The organism is Streptomyces sp. NPDC048142 (assembly GCF_043202835.1).
In the GTDB taxonomy this organism is placed as follows: Bacteria; Actinomycetota; Actinomycetes; order Streptomycetales; family Streptomycetaceae; genus Streptomyces.
Genome location: NZ_JBIDBC010000034.1, coordinates 39,534 through 54,802, shown reverse-complemented (window position 1 = coordinate 54,802; position 15,269 = coordinate 39,534). Strand labels below are relative to the sequence as shown.

General features: G+C 70.8%; 13 protein-coding genes. 4 read left to right on the top strand and 9 right to left on the bottom strand.

Annotated elements, in window-relative coordinates; genetic code table 11:
* Positions 1-36: 36 nt before the first annotated feature.
* Both ACGF2Y_RS30970 and ACGF2Y_RS30965 read right to left on the bottom strand, forming a co-directional pair.
* Positions 37-693, bottom strand: a complete 657-nt coding sequence (locus ACGF2Y_RS30970; protein ID WP_392954344.1) for a response regulator — start codon at positions 691-693, stop codon at positions 37-39.
* Positions 690-3,077 carry a sensor histidine kinase gene (locus tag ACGF2Y_RS30965; protein ID WP_392954342.1) on the bottom strand — a complete coding sequence of 796 codons (2,388 nt, stop codon included), beginning with the start codon at positions 3,075-3,077 and terminating at the stop codon, positions 690-692. The genes ACGF2Y_RS30970 and ACGF2Y_RS30965 overlap by 4 nt, the downstream gene beginning before the upstream one ends.
* A gap of 132 nt (positions 3,078-3,209) precedes the next feature.
* Between ACGF2Y_RS30965 and ACGF2Y_RS30960 the strand changes: the two genes are divergently transcribed.
* Positions 3,210-4,082 (top strand): lipase family alpha/beta hydrolase, encoded by an 873-nt coding sequence (locus tag ACGF2Y_RS30960; RefSeq protein ID WP_392954340.1) that lies wholly within the window; start codon positions 3,210-3,212, stop codon positions 4,080-4,082.
* A gap of 447 nt (positions 4,083-4,529) precedes the next feature.
* Complete coding sequence (locus ACGF2Y_RS30955; RefSeq protein WP_392954338.1) at positions 4,530-5,345, top strand: SGNH/GDSL hydrolase family protein; 816 nt, start codon at positions 4,530-4,532, stop codon at positions 5,343-5,345.
* Positions 5,346-5,356: 11 nt separating this feature from the next.
* Here the strand turns inward: ACGF2Y_RS30955 and ACGF2Y_RS30950 are convergent, their stop codons facing one another.
* Together ACGF2Y_RS30950 and ACGF2Y_RS30945 are read right to left on the bottom strand one after the other, a co-directional pair.
* Positions 5,357-5,746, bottom strand: a complete 390-nt coding sequence (locus tag ACGF2Y_RS30950; RefSeq protein ID WP_392954380.1) for a nuclear transport factor 2 family protein — start codon at positions 5,744-5,746, stop codon at positions 5,357-5,359.
* A gap of 227 nt (positions 5,747-5,973) precedes the next feature.
* Positions 5,974-6,813, bottom strand: a complete 840-nt coding sequence (locus ACGF2Y_RS30945) for a class I SAM-dependent methyltransferase (RefSeq protein WP_392954336.1) — start codon at positions 6,811-6,813, stop codon at positions 5,974-5,976.
* 251 nt (positions 6,814-7,064) lie between these two features.
* Between ACGF2Y_RS30945 and ACGF2Y_RS30940 the strand changes: the two genes are divergently transcribed.
* Together ACGF2Y_RS30940 and ACGF2Y_RS30935 are read left to right on the top strand one after the other, a co-directional pair.
* Positions 7,065-8,882, top strand: a complete 1,818-nt coding sequence (locus tag ACGF2Y_RS30940; protein WP_392954334.1) for a prolyl oligopeptidase family serine peptidase — start codon at positions 7,065-7,067, stop codon at positions 8,880-8,882.
* A gap of 179 nt (positions 8,883-9,061) precedes the next feature.
* Positions 9,062-9,958: an SURF1 family protein gene (locus tag ACGF2Y_RS30935; RefSeq protein ID WP_392954332.1), complete on the top strand. Its 897-nt coding sequence runs from the start codon at positions 9,062-9,064 to the stop codon at positions 9,956-9,958.
* Between the two features lie 5 nt (positions 9,959-9,963).
* On the opposite strand, the gene ACGF2Y_RS30930 is transcribed toward ACGF2Y_RS30935, so the two are convergent.
* From ACGF2Y_RS30930 to ACGF2Y_RS30910, 5 genes are all read right to left on the bottom strand, one after another.
* Positions 9,964-11,097 carry a hypothetical protein gene (locus ACGF2Y_RS30930; RefSeq protein ID WP_392954378.1) on the bottom strand — a complete coding sequence of 378 codons (1,134 nt, stop codon included), beginning with the start codon at positions 11,095-11,097 and terminating at the stop codon, positions 9,964-9,966.
* An 83-nt stretch (positions 11,098-11,180) separates the two neighbouring features.
* The gene (locus tag ACGF2Y_RS30925) at positions 11,181-11,756 is read right to left on the bottom strand and encodes a SigE family RNA polymerase sigma factor (RefSeq protein ID WP_015609509.1); all 576 of its coding nucleotides are present in this window, start codon (positions 11,754-11,756) and stop codon (positions 11,181-11,183) included.
* A gap of 365 nt (positions 11,757-12,121) precedes the next feature.
* Complete coding sequence (locus ACGF2Y_RS30920; protein ID WP_392954329.1) at positions 12,122-13,192, bottom strand: aspartate-semialdehyde dehydrogenase; 1,071 nt, start codon at positions 13,190-13,192, stop codon at positions 12,122-12,124.
* Complete coding sequence (locus ACGF2Y_RS30915) at positions 13,189-14,460, bottom strand: aspartate kinase (RefSeq protein WP_392954327.1); 1,272 nt, start codon at positions 14,458-14,460, stop codon at positions 13,189-13,191. The genes ACGF2Y_RS30920 and ACGF2Y_RS30915 overlap by 4 nt, the downstream gene beginning before the upstream one ends.
* 216 nt (positions 14,461-14,676) lie before the next feature.
* Positions 14,677-15,255 carry a Uma2 family endonuclease gene (locus tag ACGF2Y_RS30910; RefSeq protein ID WP_392954325.1) on the bottom strand — a complete coding sequence of 193 codons (579 nt, stop codon included), beginning with the start codon at positions 15,253-15,255 and terminating at the stop codon, positions 14,677-14,679.
* Positions 15,256-15,269 lie beyond the last annotated feature (14 nt).

Genomic DNA, 15,269 nt, shown 5'->3' with positions numbered 1-15,269 from the left:
CCCGCTACGTGACCTCGCGGGCGTCGATGAGTGCTCTCAGAGGTCGTCCACGTCGACGAGCCCGTCCTGGACGGCCCGAGCCACCAGGCTCGCCTTGGTCCGCGCGGGACGGCCGACGTTCGCGTACTTGATCCGCACCCGGTCCAGGTACGAGTTGACCGTCCGCACGGAGATGCCGAGACGCTGCGCGACCAGCTCCTTCGACTCCGACTGGAACCACTCGATGAGCACGTTCTCCTCGCGCGTGGAGAGCTGCGGGCGGTCGGCGCGGACGTTCGTGCCCAGTGCGCCGGCCAGCGCGGGCGGCATGTAGGGCCGCTCATCGGCTGCTGCCAGCGTCGCCTCGACCAGGTGCTCCTGGCCCTCGCTCTTGGTCAGGAAGGTCGCGGCTCCGAGGTCCAGGCAGGTGAGCGCGGTCTTCTCGTCGTCCCGCATCGAGTAGACGACCACCTGCCGCCCGGCGTCGACAAGTCTCCGCAGGCTGCTGAAGGCGGAGCCGGGTTCGCCCAGTTGCAGGTCCAGGACGACCACATCGGCCGTATCGCCCGGGGCGTTCCAGGCTTCCCGTACGGAGGCGCCTGCCGCGACCACGGTGATGAGCCGTGGTGAAGCGCCGTACCACATCTCCACGCCCGAGAGGATGGCCGGATGATCGTCGATGACGACCACGCTGACCGGTGCGTCGTTACTCATGGCAGGTCAACTCCTGATGACGCCGATCTGCTCCAGCTCGCTTCGGCCCACATACTCTCACCACGCCTGGTTCTTACCACGGATACCTCCGATTCCGTGGCACAGCCGGGTGACGGGACATCCGCTCCCGCGGTGCGGTCGTCGGCGCAGTCCACGCCCACGACGCTCACCCGGACGGTGCCGGGGGTCCACACGACGGTCACCCGCGCGGTCGAGCGGGTGCGCCCCAGGGTCACCGCCACCGGGTCGATCAGCTTCCTGCGTACCTCCACAGGCGCCTCGCCCGGCCGGCCGCGCACCGCCAGGCTCACCGTCACGCCCCGGTGTTCGGCCACCTCCACGCAGGCGCGCAACTCGTTCAGCAGGGGGTCGGAGACGGCATCGCCTTCGGCGAACAGGCGGCGCATACGGGCGCCCTCCACGCCGCACCGCAGCCTGACCTCCTCGTCGTGCGGACTCAGTACACCGTGGCCGAGGCCCACCAGCAGCGGCACTGTCGTCGCCGTCAGCGCGCGGTAGCGCTCCTTGTGATCACGTTGCAGGTGCTCGTGGATACGTTCTCGGGTACGCAGTTGCTCCTCCCGCTCGGCGGCCGACCCCGCTGCCGCCGTGCCGCGGAGCAGATGCGACATCAGGACACCGACGGAGAGCTGGAGACCACAGCTGCCTATCGTGGCGATCCCCAGGACGGCCGACTCGGCTGCGGTCGGGGCCCCGGACCAGGCCACAGCGGCCGCGTTGATCCCTATGTGCGCCCCGAGGAACGCCGCGAACACCCTGACCCGCAGGTCTGCCAGCAGGAACAGCGCATGCCAGCCGACCACTCCGAACGCCCAGTCCGCCGCGCCCGTCGACTGCTCCGGCGGGAGCGTGCAGGCGCTCACCGCCGATACGGCCAGCACCGAACCCAGGCACCACGCGCGCACCGCCGGCGGGATCTGCCGGCCACGCAGCAGATGGGCGCCCCCGGTCGCCGCGACGGCGACGAGGCAGACGAAGGCGGCGGTCTGCGCCCACGCGGGGTGGTACGCGTCCTGGTGGGCCATGAGCCGGGGCAGGGAGATGGTGAACTGCCAGACCAGGCAGATCAGCAGGGCGACCAGCTGGGCCCCGTAGAGGATCTGTCCGCGGAGGAAGCGGGCTGCGGCCGTGTGCTGGGCCGGGGAGCGGGGCGGGCACGGCGCCCCCGTGGCGTGCGGCCCTCCGCTGCCCGTGTACGGGCCCCGGCCCGGCTCGTGCCAGCGCCACCGTACGCGGGTCCCGGCGCCCGGCCGCGAAGTGATGGAAGCGGTGCCTCCGACCGCGTGCATCCTGCCGACGATGGACCCGGAGATGCCCCGGCGTCGCGCCGGGACGGAATCCGGGTCGAAGCCCCGTCCCGCGTCCGAGAGTTCGACGACCGCGTCGCTTCCCTCTCGCCATGCTCTCAGTTCCGCTTCCCGGACCCCGGCATGGCGTCCCACATTGGTGACGGCCTCTCGGACGCCGTTGAATATCGCGAGCCCCGGGCCGGACGGCATCGCGAGCGGGCCTTCGATGTACGTCGTGAGCCGCACCCGGGCCTTTCCCTCCCCCTCGGGCACACAGCCGAGAAGCGCCGCGAGATCGACGCTCCCCGTCTCGAATCCGGGCATGGCGGACAGGGCCTCCAGATCCTGCCTGGCACGGGGAGGAAGCCACGACCAGTCCCGGCTGTCGCCCTGGGAGACCATCAGCAGGGTCGCGCTCGCCGTGTCGTGCAAGGTCGCCAGATACGCGCGCTCGGTCGCCCGCCGCGCCGCGGCGACATCGGCCTCCCGGCGCAGGGCCGCCCGCACCGCGGCCGACCGGTCGGCCCCCCTGGCCCGCGCCCGGACGATGAGGTAGGCCGCCCTGGACAGGCCCACCTGGATCGCCATGCGCACCAAGGGCACCAGGGGCACCACGCCGAGGCCGTGCGCGGGCGAGGAGAGGATGTCACCCAGCGCGCAGGCCGCAGCTCCCCCCACGGCCAGGGCGGCCCCGGCCACCGGACGCGTCGCCCACTCGAACTGGAAGGCGATGACGCTGATGCCGATGGTCACCTCCACCATCGCGTTCGCGCCCTCGCCGCCGAGGACCGGCTGAGACAGCCCCATCAGCGTCACCACCGCCGCGTCCAGCGTCCAGAGGAGGGCGGACGGAAGCGGACGGCGCAGCGACCAGAGACGCACACCGCAGGCGAGGGCAGCGGGCACCAGCAGCGACAGCGCCAGGGGCACGTCCGCCGCATCCGCCGCATCCGCCCCGACGAAGCCCAGCGCACCGCACAGACAGACCACGGTGGACCTGAGCCACACCCCGTACCGCTCGACGGTCCGGTTCACCAGCCGCTCGCTGTTTCCCTCGTGCCCCCCAAGCCGCATGGGCCCGAGGTTAGTTGACCAACGAACGATCGGGTCCGGATGTGGGGCGAACGACCGTCACACCCAGCGACCGGACCGGGCTAATGTGCCGGTCGAGAACACACTCGAAGACGGGGAAACGGGGAACTTTTCATGCAGAGAACTCAGAGGCGGTTCACGCTGCTTCTCGCTGCGGCGCTGGCGGCTGTGCTCACGATGCTCACCGTCGCGCCGGCCGGTGCGGCGGGCAAGCCGTCCCGGTCGAACGGGACCAGCAACCGGGTCATCTTCGTTCACGGCCACTCCCCCTTCGGGAAGCACGACTGCGCCAAGGTCTTCAGCACCGCCCGCAAGCATTTCTCAAACAACGGCTGGAAGGGGAACCTGCTCACCTTCGGCTACTACTCGAAGAACAAGAACTGCTCGTACAACGCCGGCGGCAGCCGTGAAACGCCCATCAAGGAGGTCGCGAAGAAATTCGCGAACTACGTCTCCAAGCACTACACGAAGAAGAACAAGAAGGTCGACGTCGTAGCCCACTCCATGGGCGGCCTCGTCGTCCGCGCCGCTCTGCACTACACCCACAAGCGCGCCGCGGGCTTCCCGAAGAAGCTCTACATCGAGGACGTCGTCACGCTCGGCACCCCGCACGCCGGGATCACCAAGAGCAGGGCGTTCCTCTGCGGAAAAGCCCGGCAGTGCGCGGACATGAAGCCGGGAAGCAGCTTCCTCAAGGGCCTCCCGAGCAGGATGCCGAGTACCACCAAGTACGGCAACATGAGCACCGACTGGACCACCATCTCCTCGTTCGACGACGACACCGTCACCGAGAGTTCCGGCATCGCCGGCACCGCGGACCACGAAGTCCAGTACAAGGCCGGAATCAACCACGGCGAGCTCATCACCACCAGCTCCAGAAGTCACAACGGCAGGATCAAGTACTCCACCAAGTGGACCAAGTGGCACAAGCGCATCTCGCCCGTGGGACAGGCCCGCCTGGCTGTGTACTGGCACGCCACGACCTGATCTCCACCGAGACGCAGAGCAACAAAAGGTGCGGTCGCCCCGTCACGGGCGACCGCACCTCTGACGTGGATCCGAAGTCCTGGCACCGGCGGCCCCGGTGAGGCGCTCAGGACACGAGCCGCCCGAGCTCCCCCCTCGCTCCCCGAACACGCCGGGAGTTGAGCCGACCGGATGAAATCTCCGGTACGCCGGGCGTCTGGCAGGACCCTGCCGCGCCACGAATCACCGCCCTCCCGGCCCCCTCCGAGACGCACGGGACAGCGTCTAACTCGCCTGCCCACAAACAGGGTTGTCGGTTCACGCAGGCGCGGAGAAACGCCTGCCGAACAAGCGTCCCGGCATATCAGACGACTTCTCGTGCGGGCATGACGAACGGACACCGCGAGCTGCTAGAAACTGCATCGCTCCTTCACCCCCCATCCCCCACGCGTCGAAGGGCCGGCAGTCATGTCAGCACGAAGGATCTGGGCATCCGTATCCACGCTCGCGCTCGCCGCCGTGGCCGCTCTCGGCGTCGCCGGGCCGGCTGCCGCGGCCGACTCGGCCGATGCCGCCACCGCGGGCGGTTATGTCGCGCTCGGCGATTCCTACTCCTCGGGCGTCGGCGCCGGAAGCTACCTCCCCGACAGCGGCGACTGCCGGCGCAGCACCAACGCCTACCCGTATCTGTGGCAGGCCGCGCACTCCCCCGCCTCGTTCGACTTCGTCGCCTGCTCGGGAGCGACCACCTCGTCCGTGGCGAGCGGTCAGCTCGGCGTGCTCAGCGCGTCCACCTCGCTGGTCAGCGTCACCGCCGGAGGCAACGACATCGGGTTCGCCGACGTCATGCGGGACTGCGTGCTGTCGAGCGAGGCCGTCTGCGTCAACAGCGTGAACAACGCCATCGCGCAGATGAACAACTCCCTGCCGGGAAGGCTCGATTCGCTCTACGGCGACATCCGGGCCCGCGCCCCGCAGGCCCAGGTCGTGGTCCTCGGCTACCCCCGCTTCTACCAGCTGTCCGGCAACTGCGTCGCCGGGCTCACCGAGACCGAACGGGCCGCGATCAACAACGCGTCGGACGTACTGAACGACGTCCTGGCCAAGCGGTCCGCCGACGCCGGGTTCACCTTCTCCGGCGTGGTGGACGAATTCACCGGACACGAGCTGTGCTCCGGCGACGCCTGGCTCCACGGCGTCACGATCCCGATCCACCACTCGTACCACCCCAAGGCCGCAGGGCAGTCGGGCGGCTATCTGCCCGCCTTCCGCTCGGCGGTGTAGGGCCGCCGCTCTCAGTAGCGCTCGGCCAGGTGCTCCCGGCCGGCCGGAGGCTCGTACGACTCGGGCCAGAAGTCCGTCACCCCGGTGATCAGGCCCTGCTCGTCGAACGTGAAGAAGTGGATGGCGTCCATCTCCTCCGGCCCGTCCCCCACCTGCGCCGCCTGCTCTCCCGTCACGGTGAACCCGGTCCGGGCGGCGGCCTGCCGGCCCTCCGCGTCGACGACGATCCGCTCGACCCGGACGTGCCAGTCGCCCGGATACTCCTGGTTGAACCGGAGATACCGCTCCTTGCCGAGGATCCGCTCCCGCGTCTGCGGCAGGTCGTACACCACGCCCTCGGCGAGGGTCGCCCCGAACGCGCTCCAGTCGCGCGCCTCGGCCGCCGTCCAGTACGCCTCCACCGCCCCGCGCAGCGCGGCCGTCGTCGTGCCGGACGTGGTGCCGGAAGCCGTACCGCGCGTGGTGCTGAAAGCCGTACCGGGCGTGGCTCCGCCCGCCGTTCCGCCTGTCGTGTCGGTCATGGAAACGAGTGTGTACCCCGCCACTGACAATCGGCCGGAGAAGCCCTGCGGAGCGGCGCCGGCCTGCGGCTATCCCTGACCCCCGACGCTGTGCCCTACCCCTACCCCTATCCCTGACGCTCCGCGGGGCGCGACGCCTTGATCGAGTACATCAGCGGAATCCTCGGCCGGCCCGCCGGGAAGCGGTAGTGACCGTCCGCGTGGCGATCCAGCGTGCCGAACCGCTGGAACAGCGAGGAATCGTGCTCGTGGAGGAACTCGATCCGCAGGCCGGCCGCGGCGAGCGCCGTCACCACCCGGCCCACCGGGTGCTGCCACTCGACGCTGCGGTTGTGCACCGTCGGCGCGTCGAAGTCGGCGTACGTGCCCGGCGTCTCGTCCACCCAGGCGTCGCGGCTGAAGTAGTCGTCGGTGACGACCGAACCGGTCTCGTCCATCGCGTCGGTCAGCGGATGGAACTCCGCGAGGTAGAGGAATCCGCCGGGGGCGACCAGCGAGGCGGCGGTCTCGGCCCAGCGGTCGAGGTCGGGCAGCCAGTTCTGCGCGCCGATGCCCGTGTAGACGATGTCGTACGCGGAGTCGGGGACGGCGGCCGGTGCGTCGTACACATCGGCCGCGACGAACGCCGCCCGGTCCGGGCCCAGGCCCAGCTCCCCGGCCAGGCCCCGGGCCGTCTCGACGGCGGGCTCGGAGAAGTCGAGGCCCACGACCTGTGCGGCACCGTGCCGCGCCCAGGACAGGGTGTCCACGCCGATGTGGCACTGGAGGTGCAGCAGGGTCTTCCCGGTGACGTCGCCGACCTCGGCCAGCTCGAAGGCGCGCAACGCGTCCTTGCCCGCCCGGAACGCGTCCAGTTCGTAGAAGTCGCTCGCCGCATGGATCGGCACGCGTTCGTCCCAGCGCGCGCGGTTGGTGTCGTGCCAGTCGTCCGGAGCCGGGGAGTACATGACCGGAAAGCTACCCGCGGGCCGGGAGGGGCACGAGTGGTTTTCCACGCTCTCGGTCCAGGGTCGCGGACCGGCAAGGGAAAAGGCGCGAACGGGCCGGCGAAATGAATGGCGCGAAACGAATACGACGACTTCACGTTCCCGAATCCCGTTACGGAACCACATTTCGAACCCCGCTACCGAATCCCGTTTCCGAATCCCCTTACCGAATCCCGTTACGGGCAGGCCGCAGCATCGGGTTGGATGGGGGCATGACGACTGATGCAGCACATGTGCCCGACTGGGAGATGCGGTTCCGTGCGCCTCGTGTCTCGCTGCCCGACTGGGCCGAGGACGCCCCCGACCACGCGCTGTTCGTCTCCAACGCCACCGGTACCTACGAGCTGTACGCGTGGGACCGGGCGAGCGGGCGGCAGCGCCAGGTCACCGACCGGCCGAACGGCACGACGGACGGGGTGCTGACCCCGGACGGCGAAGCGATCTGGTGGTTCAGCGACACCGACGGCGACGAGTTCGGGGTGTGGATGCGCCAGCCGTTCGGCGGCGGGGAGGACGAGCCGGCCGCCCCGGGTCTCGCGCCCTCCTACCCGGCGGGCCTGGCCATCGGGCGGGACGGTTCGGCGGTGATCGGCCGCTCGACCGACGAGGACGGCACGACGGTCCACCTGGTGCGGAAGCCGGGCGGCGAGCCCGTGGAGATCTACCGGCACCGGGAGTCCGCGGGGGTCGGGGACCTCTCCCACGACGGGACCCTGATCGCGCTGGAGCACACCGAGCACGGTGACGCGATGCACTCCGCGCTCCGCGTGGTGCGCCCGGACGGCTCCACGGTGGCCGAGCTGGACGACACCGAGGGCGGCACGAAGGAGCTGGGGCTCGCCGTGCTGGGCTTCGCACCGGTGGCCGGGGACACCCGGCTGCTCGTCGGGCATCAGCGCCGGGGCCGCTGGGAGCCGATGATCTGGGACCCGGTCGCGGGTACGGAGACCGCTCTGCCGGTCGACCTGCCGGGCGATGTGGGGGCCGAGTGGTATCCGGACGGCTCCGCGCTGCTCATCGAGCACAGCTTCGAGGCCCGCAGCGAGCTATGGCGGTACGAACCGGGGGCGGCGGAGCCCGTGCGCGTGGAGACCCCCGCCGGCACGGTGTCGGGCGCCACGGCCCGCCCGGACGGCACGGTGGAGTATCTGTGGTCCTCGGCCGCGCAGCCGCCCGTGGTGCGGTCGACGAGCGGTGCGGTGGTCCTGGACCCGCCCGGCGCGAAGGCCCCGCCGTCGGTGCCCGTCGAGGACGCGTGGGTGCAGGGGCCGGGCGGCCGGATCCACGCCCTCGTCCAGAAGCCCGCCACCGGCGAAGGGCCGTTCCCCACGGTCTTCGAGATCCACGGCGGGCCGACCTGGCACGACAGCGACGCCTTCGCCTCCGGTCCTGCCGCCTGGGTGGACCACGGCTTCGCGGTCGTCCGGGTCAACTACCGGGGCTCGACCGGCTACGGCCGCGCCTGGACGGACGCGCTGAAGCACCGGGTCGGTCTGATCGAGCTGGAGGACATCGCGGCCGTGCGGGAGTGGTCGGTGGCGTCCGGGCTCGCGGATCCGGAGCGCATGGTCCTGGCCGGCGGTTCGTGGGGCGGCTATCTGACCCTGCTCGGCCTCGGCACCCAGCCCGGCTCCTGGTCGCTGGGGCTGGCGGCCGTGCCCGTCGCGGACTACGTCACGGCGTACCACGACGAGATGGAGGCCCTGAAGGCGATGGACCGCACGCTGCTGGGCGGCACTCCGGAGGAGGTCCCCGAGCGCTTCGAGGCGTCGTCCCCGCTGACGTACGTCGACGCGGTGCGCGCGCCCCTCTACATCTCGGCGGGCGTCAACGATCCGCGCTGCCCCATCCGTCAGGTGGAGAACTACGTGGACCGGCTGGCGGCGCGCGGCGCGGTCCACGAGGTGTACCGGTACGACGCCGGGCACGGCTCGCTCGTGGTGGAGGAGCGGATCAAGCAGGTGCGGCTGGAGCTGGAGTTCGCCCTGAAGCACCTGGGCGGAGGCGCGGTGACCGGCTCGGCGGGGTGAACCCGGGCCGAAGGCCGGCGTAAGCCCCGGAGGCAGGCGTAAGGGCGGAGGCAGGCGTAAGGCCCGGAAGCAGGCGTAAGGCCCGGAAGCAGGCGTATGGGCCGCAGACGGGCGTAAGAACCGGATAAATCACGGACCCCGCTCCGGGAGCCCGGGGCGGGGAACCGTACCTTGGAGGGGTGTACCGGTTCCTGCTGACCCCGCGATGGTGGGGGATCAACCTCTTCGTCGTGCTGGCCATCCCGTTCTGCGTGTTCATGGGCACCTGGCAGCTCGGCCGCTTCGAGGACCGCGTGCAGTCGCACGAACAGGCGGAGAAGCAGCCCGATCCCAGCACCCGGACCGCGAAGCCCCTGGACGAGCTGCTGCCCGTCGACAAGGTGACGTCCGGCCGCCCGGCCGTCGCCACCGGCACGTACGCCGACCAGTTCCTGGTGCCCGGCCGTGAACTGGACGACCGGCAGGGCTTCTACGTCCTGAACATGCTGCGTACCGACAGCGGCAAGGCCCTGCCGGTGGTACGGGGCTGGCTGCCCGGTTCCGCGAGCGACGCCCGGGTGCCCGCGGCGCCGGAGGGCGAGGTCACGGTGACCGGCGACCTCCAGGCCTCCGAGAACACGAACAGCGACGGCGTCGACGTCCGGGGCGGGCTCCCCAGGGGCCAGGTCGGCATGATCAGCGCCGCGACCCTGGTGAACCTCGTCCCGTACGACGTGTACGACGCCTGGGTGACGCTTCCCGAGGCCGGGGCGGGCGCTACGGGCGGTGCGATGAAGCCCGTGCCCGCCGCCGCCCCGCAGGGCAGCGGCCTGGATCTGAAGGCGTTCCAGAACCTGGGGTACACGGGCGAGTGGTTCGTCTTCGCCGGCTTCGTGCTCTTCATGTGGTTCCGGCTGGTGCGCCGCGAGGCCGAGGCCGTGCGTGACATCGCGCTCGGTCTCGTACCGGAGGACCCCGCCGCTGCCCCGGAGGACCCGTCCTCGCCGGAGGACCCGTCCTCGCCGGAGGACCCGTCCGCATCTCAGGGCGACCCGTCCGCGCCGGACCACGACGTGGCGAGCACACCCGTGCGGTAGCCGGACTACGACGTGGCGAGCACACCCGTGCGGTAGATCGTGCCCGCGCAGGCGTCGGGGATCTCCGTCTCCGCGGTGGGCGCTCCCGCCTCCGGGGTGTGCGTCACCGTGACGCTGCCCTCCGCCGTGCCCCCGCCGTCCTCGTGCAGCGACTGCGCCTCGACGCCCGCCTCCTCGGTGTCCTCGCCGACCGGTCCTCCCGCGCCGTCCGCCGACGGGGTCGGGCTCGGCGAGGGGCTCACGGCCGGGCAGGTGTCGGTCGGCACCCAGGCGAACCGCACCTCGTACGCCATGGACGGCTTCAGCAGCACCGTGCCCGGCTCCTGCGAGGGGTCGGGCAGACCGGGGGCCGCGTCGCCCGCGGCGTGCTGGACGACGTCGATCCTGAGCGGGTCGGCCGCGCCGACGGCGGTGAAGCCCACCGTGCCGTTGCTGCTGACCGTGCAGTCCTTGCGGGACACGTTGGCGATCTTGAAGCTGCCGTAGACCGTGCCGTCCGCCCGCGGCGCGTCCGTATCCGCGGAGGCGACGCCGAGCCGGCTCGGGCCGCAGACCGGCAGGGACGAGAAATCCGCGCTCGGGGCGTCGGACGCCTCGCCCGGCACCGCCCCGCCGGGGTCGCCGCCCTCGCCTTCGGTGGGGCCGGGGTCCGGGGCGGCCGCGCCGGCGCCGCCCGCGATCTCGCGCTCGGTGGGTTCCACGGTCCGCCGGCCGGACTCCTCGGGGCCGGTGTCGTCCCCGTTGCCGCCCTGGGCCCGCTCGCCGTGTCCGGCGATGGCGGGGCGGACGGTGGACGGGCCGTCCGAAGTCGCGACGTGGACGAAGGCGGGGACGGCGGTGCCGATCAGCAGGACCGCGGCGGCCGCCCCGACGACGGCCTGCCGTCGCCTGGCCCGGCGGGCGGGGACGGCCTGGAGGAGATGGTCGAGGGTCCCCTCGGCGGGCGTGAGCTCCCGCACCGCGCCCTGGAGCATGCGGCGCAGGGCCACCTCGTCCAGGCCGTCGGGGTCCTCGCCCGCCTCGGGGTCCACCCGCACGGGCGGCACGGGCCGCAGCTTCCCGACCGGCCGGGGGCCCGCGCTCCCGTCGTACGGGCGCTGCGGATCGGTGTCCGGAGTCTCCTCCGGCCCGTGGTTCACCATGCCGTTTCCCGTCGGGTCATTCTCGTGCCTGTGCCCGGGGCGCTGCCCGGGGCCCTGTCCGGGTCGCTGCTCGGGCCCGCTCACGCCTGGGCCTCCATCACGACGCGCAGCGCCGCGATGCCCCGGGAACCGTACGCCTTGACCGACCCCAGGGAGATGCCCAGCGTCTCGGCGACCTGGGCCTCCGTCATGTCCGCGAAGTAGCGCAGCACCAGCACCTCGCGCTGGCGTCGCTGAAGCCCCTTCATCGCCTTGATCAGCGCGTCCCGCTCCAGCTGGTCGTAGGCGCCCTCCTCCGCGCTCGCCATGTCCGGCATCGGCTTGGAGAGCAGCTTCAGCCCGAGGATGCGGCGGCGCAGTGCGGAGCGCGAGAGGTTGACCACGGTCTGGCGGAGATACGCGAGGGTCTTCTCCGGCTCGCGGACCCGGTTGCGCGCGGAGTGCACGCGGATGAACGCCTCCTGCACCACGTCCTCGCAGGACGCGGTGTCGTCCAGCAGCAGGGCCGCGAGGCCGAGCAGGGAGCGGTAGTGGGCGCGATAGGTCTCGGTGAGATGGTCGACCGTGGTTCCCGCTGCCACGGTCTCGTCAGCACCCCCGCGCTGCGAGGGCAGCTGCGCCGGGCGCGCGGCGGGCATGGGCGCGATCACCGGCATACCGCCGGGCGCACGACGGGGCCGCCGGAGCGGACGCGCAGACGCGCCTCGCAACGGGCCCACCACAGTGATGTCGAGAACCTCTGCCACGCCTGTTGGACACGCTGCCCCCCGTCAGGGTTGTACGCGGACGGCGCCAGGTTCAGCGCTGTGCGACATGCCCTCATACATACCTGCTCTTCCCCAAATGCCCCGTCTTGGCGTCCGGTCACGCAAGAAGTGACCGCATGGACGCCGCCCGGCCGAGGTGCGGTTGCAGGTGGCCGGGTGATCATCGTCGGATACGGCAACGCCCCAGCTCAAGAGGTTCAGACCAGCAAATTGCTCATAGGGCGTTCACAGATCCTACAAAACAGATTCGATCATCACCGGGGAAATTCGGCGGCGACGGATTCGGCGATCTGCGCCACGTTCAATGCCGCACCTTTTCGGAGATTGTCACCGCAAAGGAACATTTCCAGGGCATGCGGATCGTCCATCGACCGCCGGACACGGCCCACCCAGGTGGGATCGGTGCCGACCACATCGGACGGAGTGGGGAAATCCCCGGACGCCGGGCTGTCGAAGAGCACCACGCCGGGGGCGGTCGCCAGGATCTCGTGCGCCTTGCCGACGGCGACCTCGTTCTCGAAGCGGGCGTGGACGGACATCGAGTGCGTGGCGACGACCGGGACGTACACACAGGTCGCGGTGGCCCGCAGATCCGGCAGACCCAGCACCTTGCGGCACTCCTCGCGGATGGCGATCTCCTCGGAGGACCAGCCGTCCCCGGCGTCCGTACCCGCCCAGGGCACGACGTTCAGGGCGACGGGTGCGGCGAACGGGCTGTCCGCCGTGGAGGCCTCGTCACCGAGGGCCCGGCGTACGTCCCCGGGCTGGGTGCCCAGCTCCGTGCCCGCCACCAGCGCCAACTGCTCACGCAGGGCCGCGACACCGTCCCGGCCCGCTCCGCTGACCGCCTGGTACGAGGAGACGATCAGCTCGCGCAGCCCGTACTCGGCGTGCAGCGCGCCGACCGCGACGATCAGCGACAGCGTGGTGCAGTTCGGGGACGCGACGATGCCGCGCGGCCGGAGGCGCGCGGCATGGGGGTTGATCTCCGGGACGACCAGCGGTACGTCGTCGTCGAGCCGGAAGGCCGCCGAGTCGTCGATGACGACGACGCCCTTGGCGGCGGCGATCGGGGCCCAGTGGGCGGACACCTCGTCCGGCACCAGGAACAGGGCCACGTCGATGCCGTCGAACACGTCCTCGGTGAGCGCGAGGACCTCGCTCTCCTCACCGCGCACGGCCAGCTTGCGGCCGGCCGAGCGCGGTGAGGCGACGAGTCTGACCTCGCCCCAGACGTCCGCGTGCTGCGAGAGGATCCGGAGCATGACACCGCCGATCGCCCCGGTCGCGCCGACGACCACGAGCGAAGGGCGGTGTGCGGTCATCGGCCGGTGCCTCCGTAGACGACGGCCTCGTCGGAGTCGCTGTCGAGACCGAAGGCGGTGTGCACGGCGCGCACGGCCTCGTTGACGTCGTCGGCGCGGGTGACCACCGAGATGCGGATCTCGGATGTCGAGATCAGCTCGATGTTCACGCCCGCGTCGGACAGCGCCTCGAAGAATCCGGCCGTGACGCCCGGGTTCGTCTTCATGCCGGCGCCGACCAGGGAGATCTTCGCGATCTGGTCGTCGTAACGGAGCGAGTCGAAACCGATGGCGCTCCGGGTCCGCTCCAGGGCGTCGATGGCCTTGCGGCCCTCGGCCTTGGGCAGGGTGAAGGAGATGTCCGTCAGCCCGGTCGTCGCGGCGGAGACGTTCTGCACCACCATGTCGATGTTGACCTCGGCGTTCGCGATGGCGCGGAAGATCGCGGCCGCCTCGCCCGGCTTGTCCGGGACGCCGACGACGGTGACCTTGGCCTCCGAGACGTCGTGGGCGACTCCGGAGATGATCGCGTGCTCCACCTGCTGGTCCCCTAGCGGCTCGTTGCTGACCCAGGTGCCGCGCAGTCCGGAGAAGGACGAGCGGACGTGGATCGGGATGTTGTAACGACGTGCGTACTCCACGCAGCGGTGCAGCAGCACCTTGGAACCGGACGCGGCCAGCTCCAGCATGTCCTCGAAGGAGATCCAGTCGATCTTCTTCGCCTTCTTCACGACCCGGGGGTCCGCGGTGAAGACGCCGTCGACGTCGGTGTAGATCTCACAGACCTCGGCGTCCAGCGCGGCGGCCAGCGCGACGGCGGTCGTGTCCGACCCGCCGCGGCCGAGGGTGGTGATGTTCTTGCCCTCCTGGCTCACGCCCTGGAACCCGGCGACGATGGCGATGTTGCCCTCGTCGATCGAGGTCCGGATGCGGCCCGGCGTGACGTCGATGATGCGCGCTTTGTTGTGGACCGAGTCGGTGATGACACCGGCCTGGCTGCCCGTGAACGACTGGGCCTCGTGGCCCAGGTTCTTGATCGCCATCGCCAGCAGGGCCATGGAGATCCGCTCACCGGCGGTCAGCAGCATGTCGAACTCACGGCCGGCAGGGATCGGTGATACCTGCTCGGCGAGGTCTATCAACTCGTCCGTCGTGTCGCCCATCGCGGACACCACGACAACCACCTGGTTGCCGTTTCTCTTGGCGTCGACGATTCGCTTGGCGACCCGCTTGATGCCCTCGGCATCGGCTACGGAGGAGCCTCCGTACTTCTGCACGACAAGGCCCACGTGCGCTCCTCGCTCAGTCATTACTGCGGTCGGCTCAGTTTAACGAGCAGTCCGGAATCGACCCGTCCGTACCAGATGATGAGATGTCCCGCTCACCACCCGGTACGGCGTGTCGCTCCGAACCGCTCGTACGGGGCTGTTGCCCGCCCAGCCCGGGAGCACTCCCGTTTGTGTCCCAGCCCACACGATCGGGCGCGGGCGTGCGAGCCGGGAGCGTCAGTCGGCGTACTCCTTGAGCTTCTCGGTGTCGAGCGTGAAGCCGACCGGTCCGGGCAGCTCGACGACCGCGCCGAAGGGCCGGGTGGTGGCGGAGCGGTACGCGCCCTTCTCCGGCTCGGTGAAGACGGTGACCGAGCACCCCTCTCGGTCGACGAGCAGATAGACCGGAATGCCGGCCGCCGCGTAACCGTCGGGCTTCTCGACCCGGTCGCGCCGGTTGGTGTCCGCGTCACGGGAGGTGACTTCGACGGTCATCAGTACGCCGGTGGGGTCGGCCCACTCCCCCGCCCCGGCGAAGTGCTCGTCGGGTGCGAGGACGCCGTCGGGGCGAGCTCGGCCCTTGCGGTACGTCTCGATCGCGAGGCCCTGATCGGGAAAGAGCGACAGTTCCGGACGCCGCTGCATGCACTGCCTCAGCAGCCACATGACGATCGCCCCGTGATTGCCGTCGGGCACGGGCTTGACCTGGACCTTTCCGTTGATGAACTCCAGCCGCACCAGTTCGGGAGCTCGGCGGGCGAGTTCCTCGAACTCTTCGGTACTCATCTGGGGCTGGGCGGTGGTCCTGGGGGTCATGGCGTCGCCTCCTT

Excerpts from the sequence above, each read along its gene's own strand:
- ACGF2Y_RS30960 (WP_392954340.1), top strand. The coding sequence starts at position 3,210 with ATGCAGAGAACTCAGAGGCGGTTCACGCTGCTTCTCGCTGCGGCGCTG.
- ACGF2Y_RS30925 (WP_015609509.1), bottom strand. The coding sequence starts at position 11,756 with ATGCCGGTGATCGCGCCCATGCCCGCCGCGCGCCCGGCGCAGCTGCCC.
- ACGF2Y_RS30910 (WP_392954325.1), bottom strand. The coding sequence starts at position 15,255 with ATGACCCCCAGGACCACCGCCCAGCCCCAGATGAGTACCGAAGAGTTC.
- ACGF2Y_RS30970 (WP_392954344.1), bottom strand. The coding sequence starts at position 693 with ATGAGTAACGACGCACCGGTCAGCGTGGTCGTCATCGACGATCATCCG.
- ACGF2Y_RS30955 (WP_392954338.1), top strand. The coding sequence starts at position 4,530 with ATGTCAGCACGAAGGATCTGGGCATCCGTATCCACGCTCGCGCTCGCC.
- ACGF2Y_RS30920 (WP_392954329.1), bottom strand. The coding sequence starts at position 13,192 with ATGACCGCACACCGCCCTTCGCTCGTGGTCGTCGGCGCGACCGGGGCG.
- ACGF2Y_RS30940 (WP_392954334.1), top strand. The coding sequence starts at position 7,065 with ATGACGACTGATGCAGCACATGTGCCCGACTGGGAGATGCGGTTCCGT.
- ACGF2Y_RS30965 (WP_392954342.1), bottom strand. The coding sequence starts at position 3,077 with ATGCGGCTTGGGGGGCACGAGGGAAACAGCGAGCGGCTGGTGAACCGG.
- ACGF2Y_RS30945 (WP_392954336.1), bottom strand. The coding sequence starts at position 6,813 with ATGTACTCCCCGGCTCCGGACGACTGGCACGACACCAACCGCGCGCGC.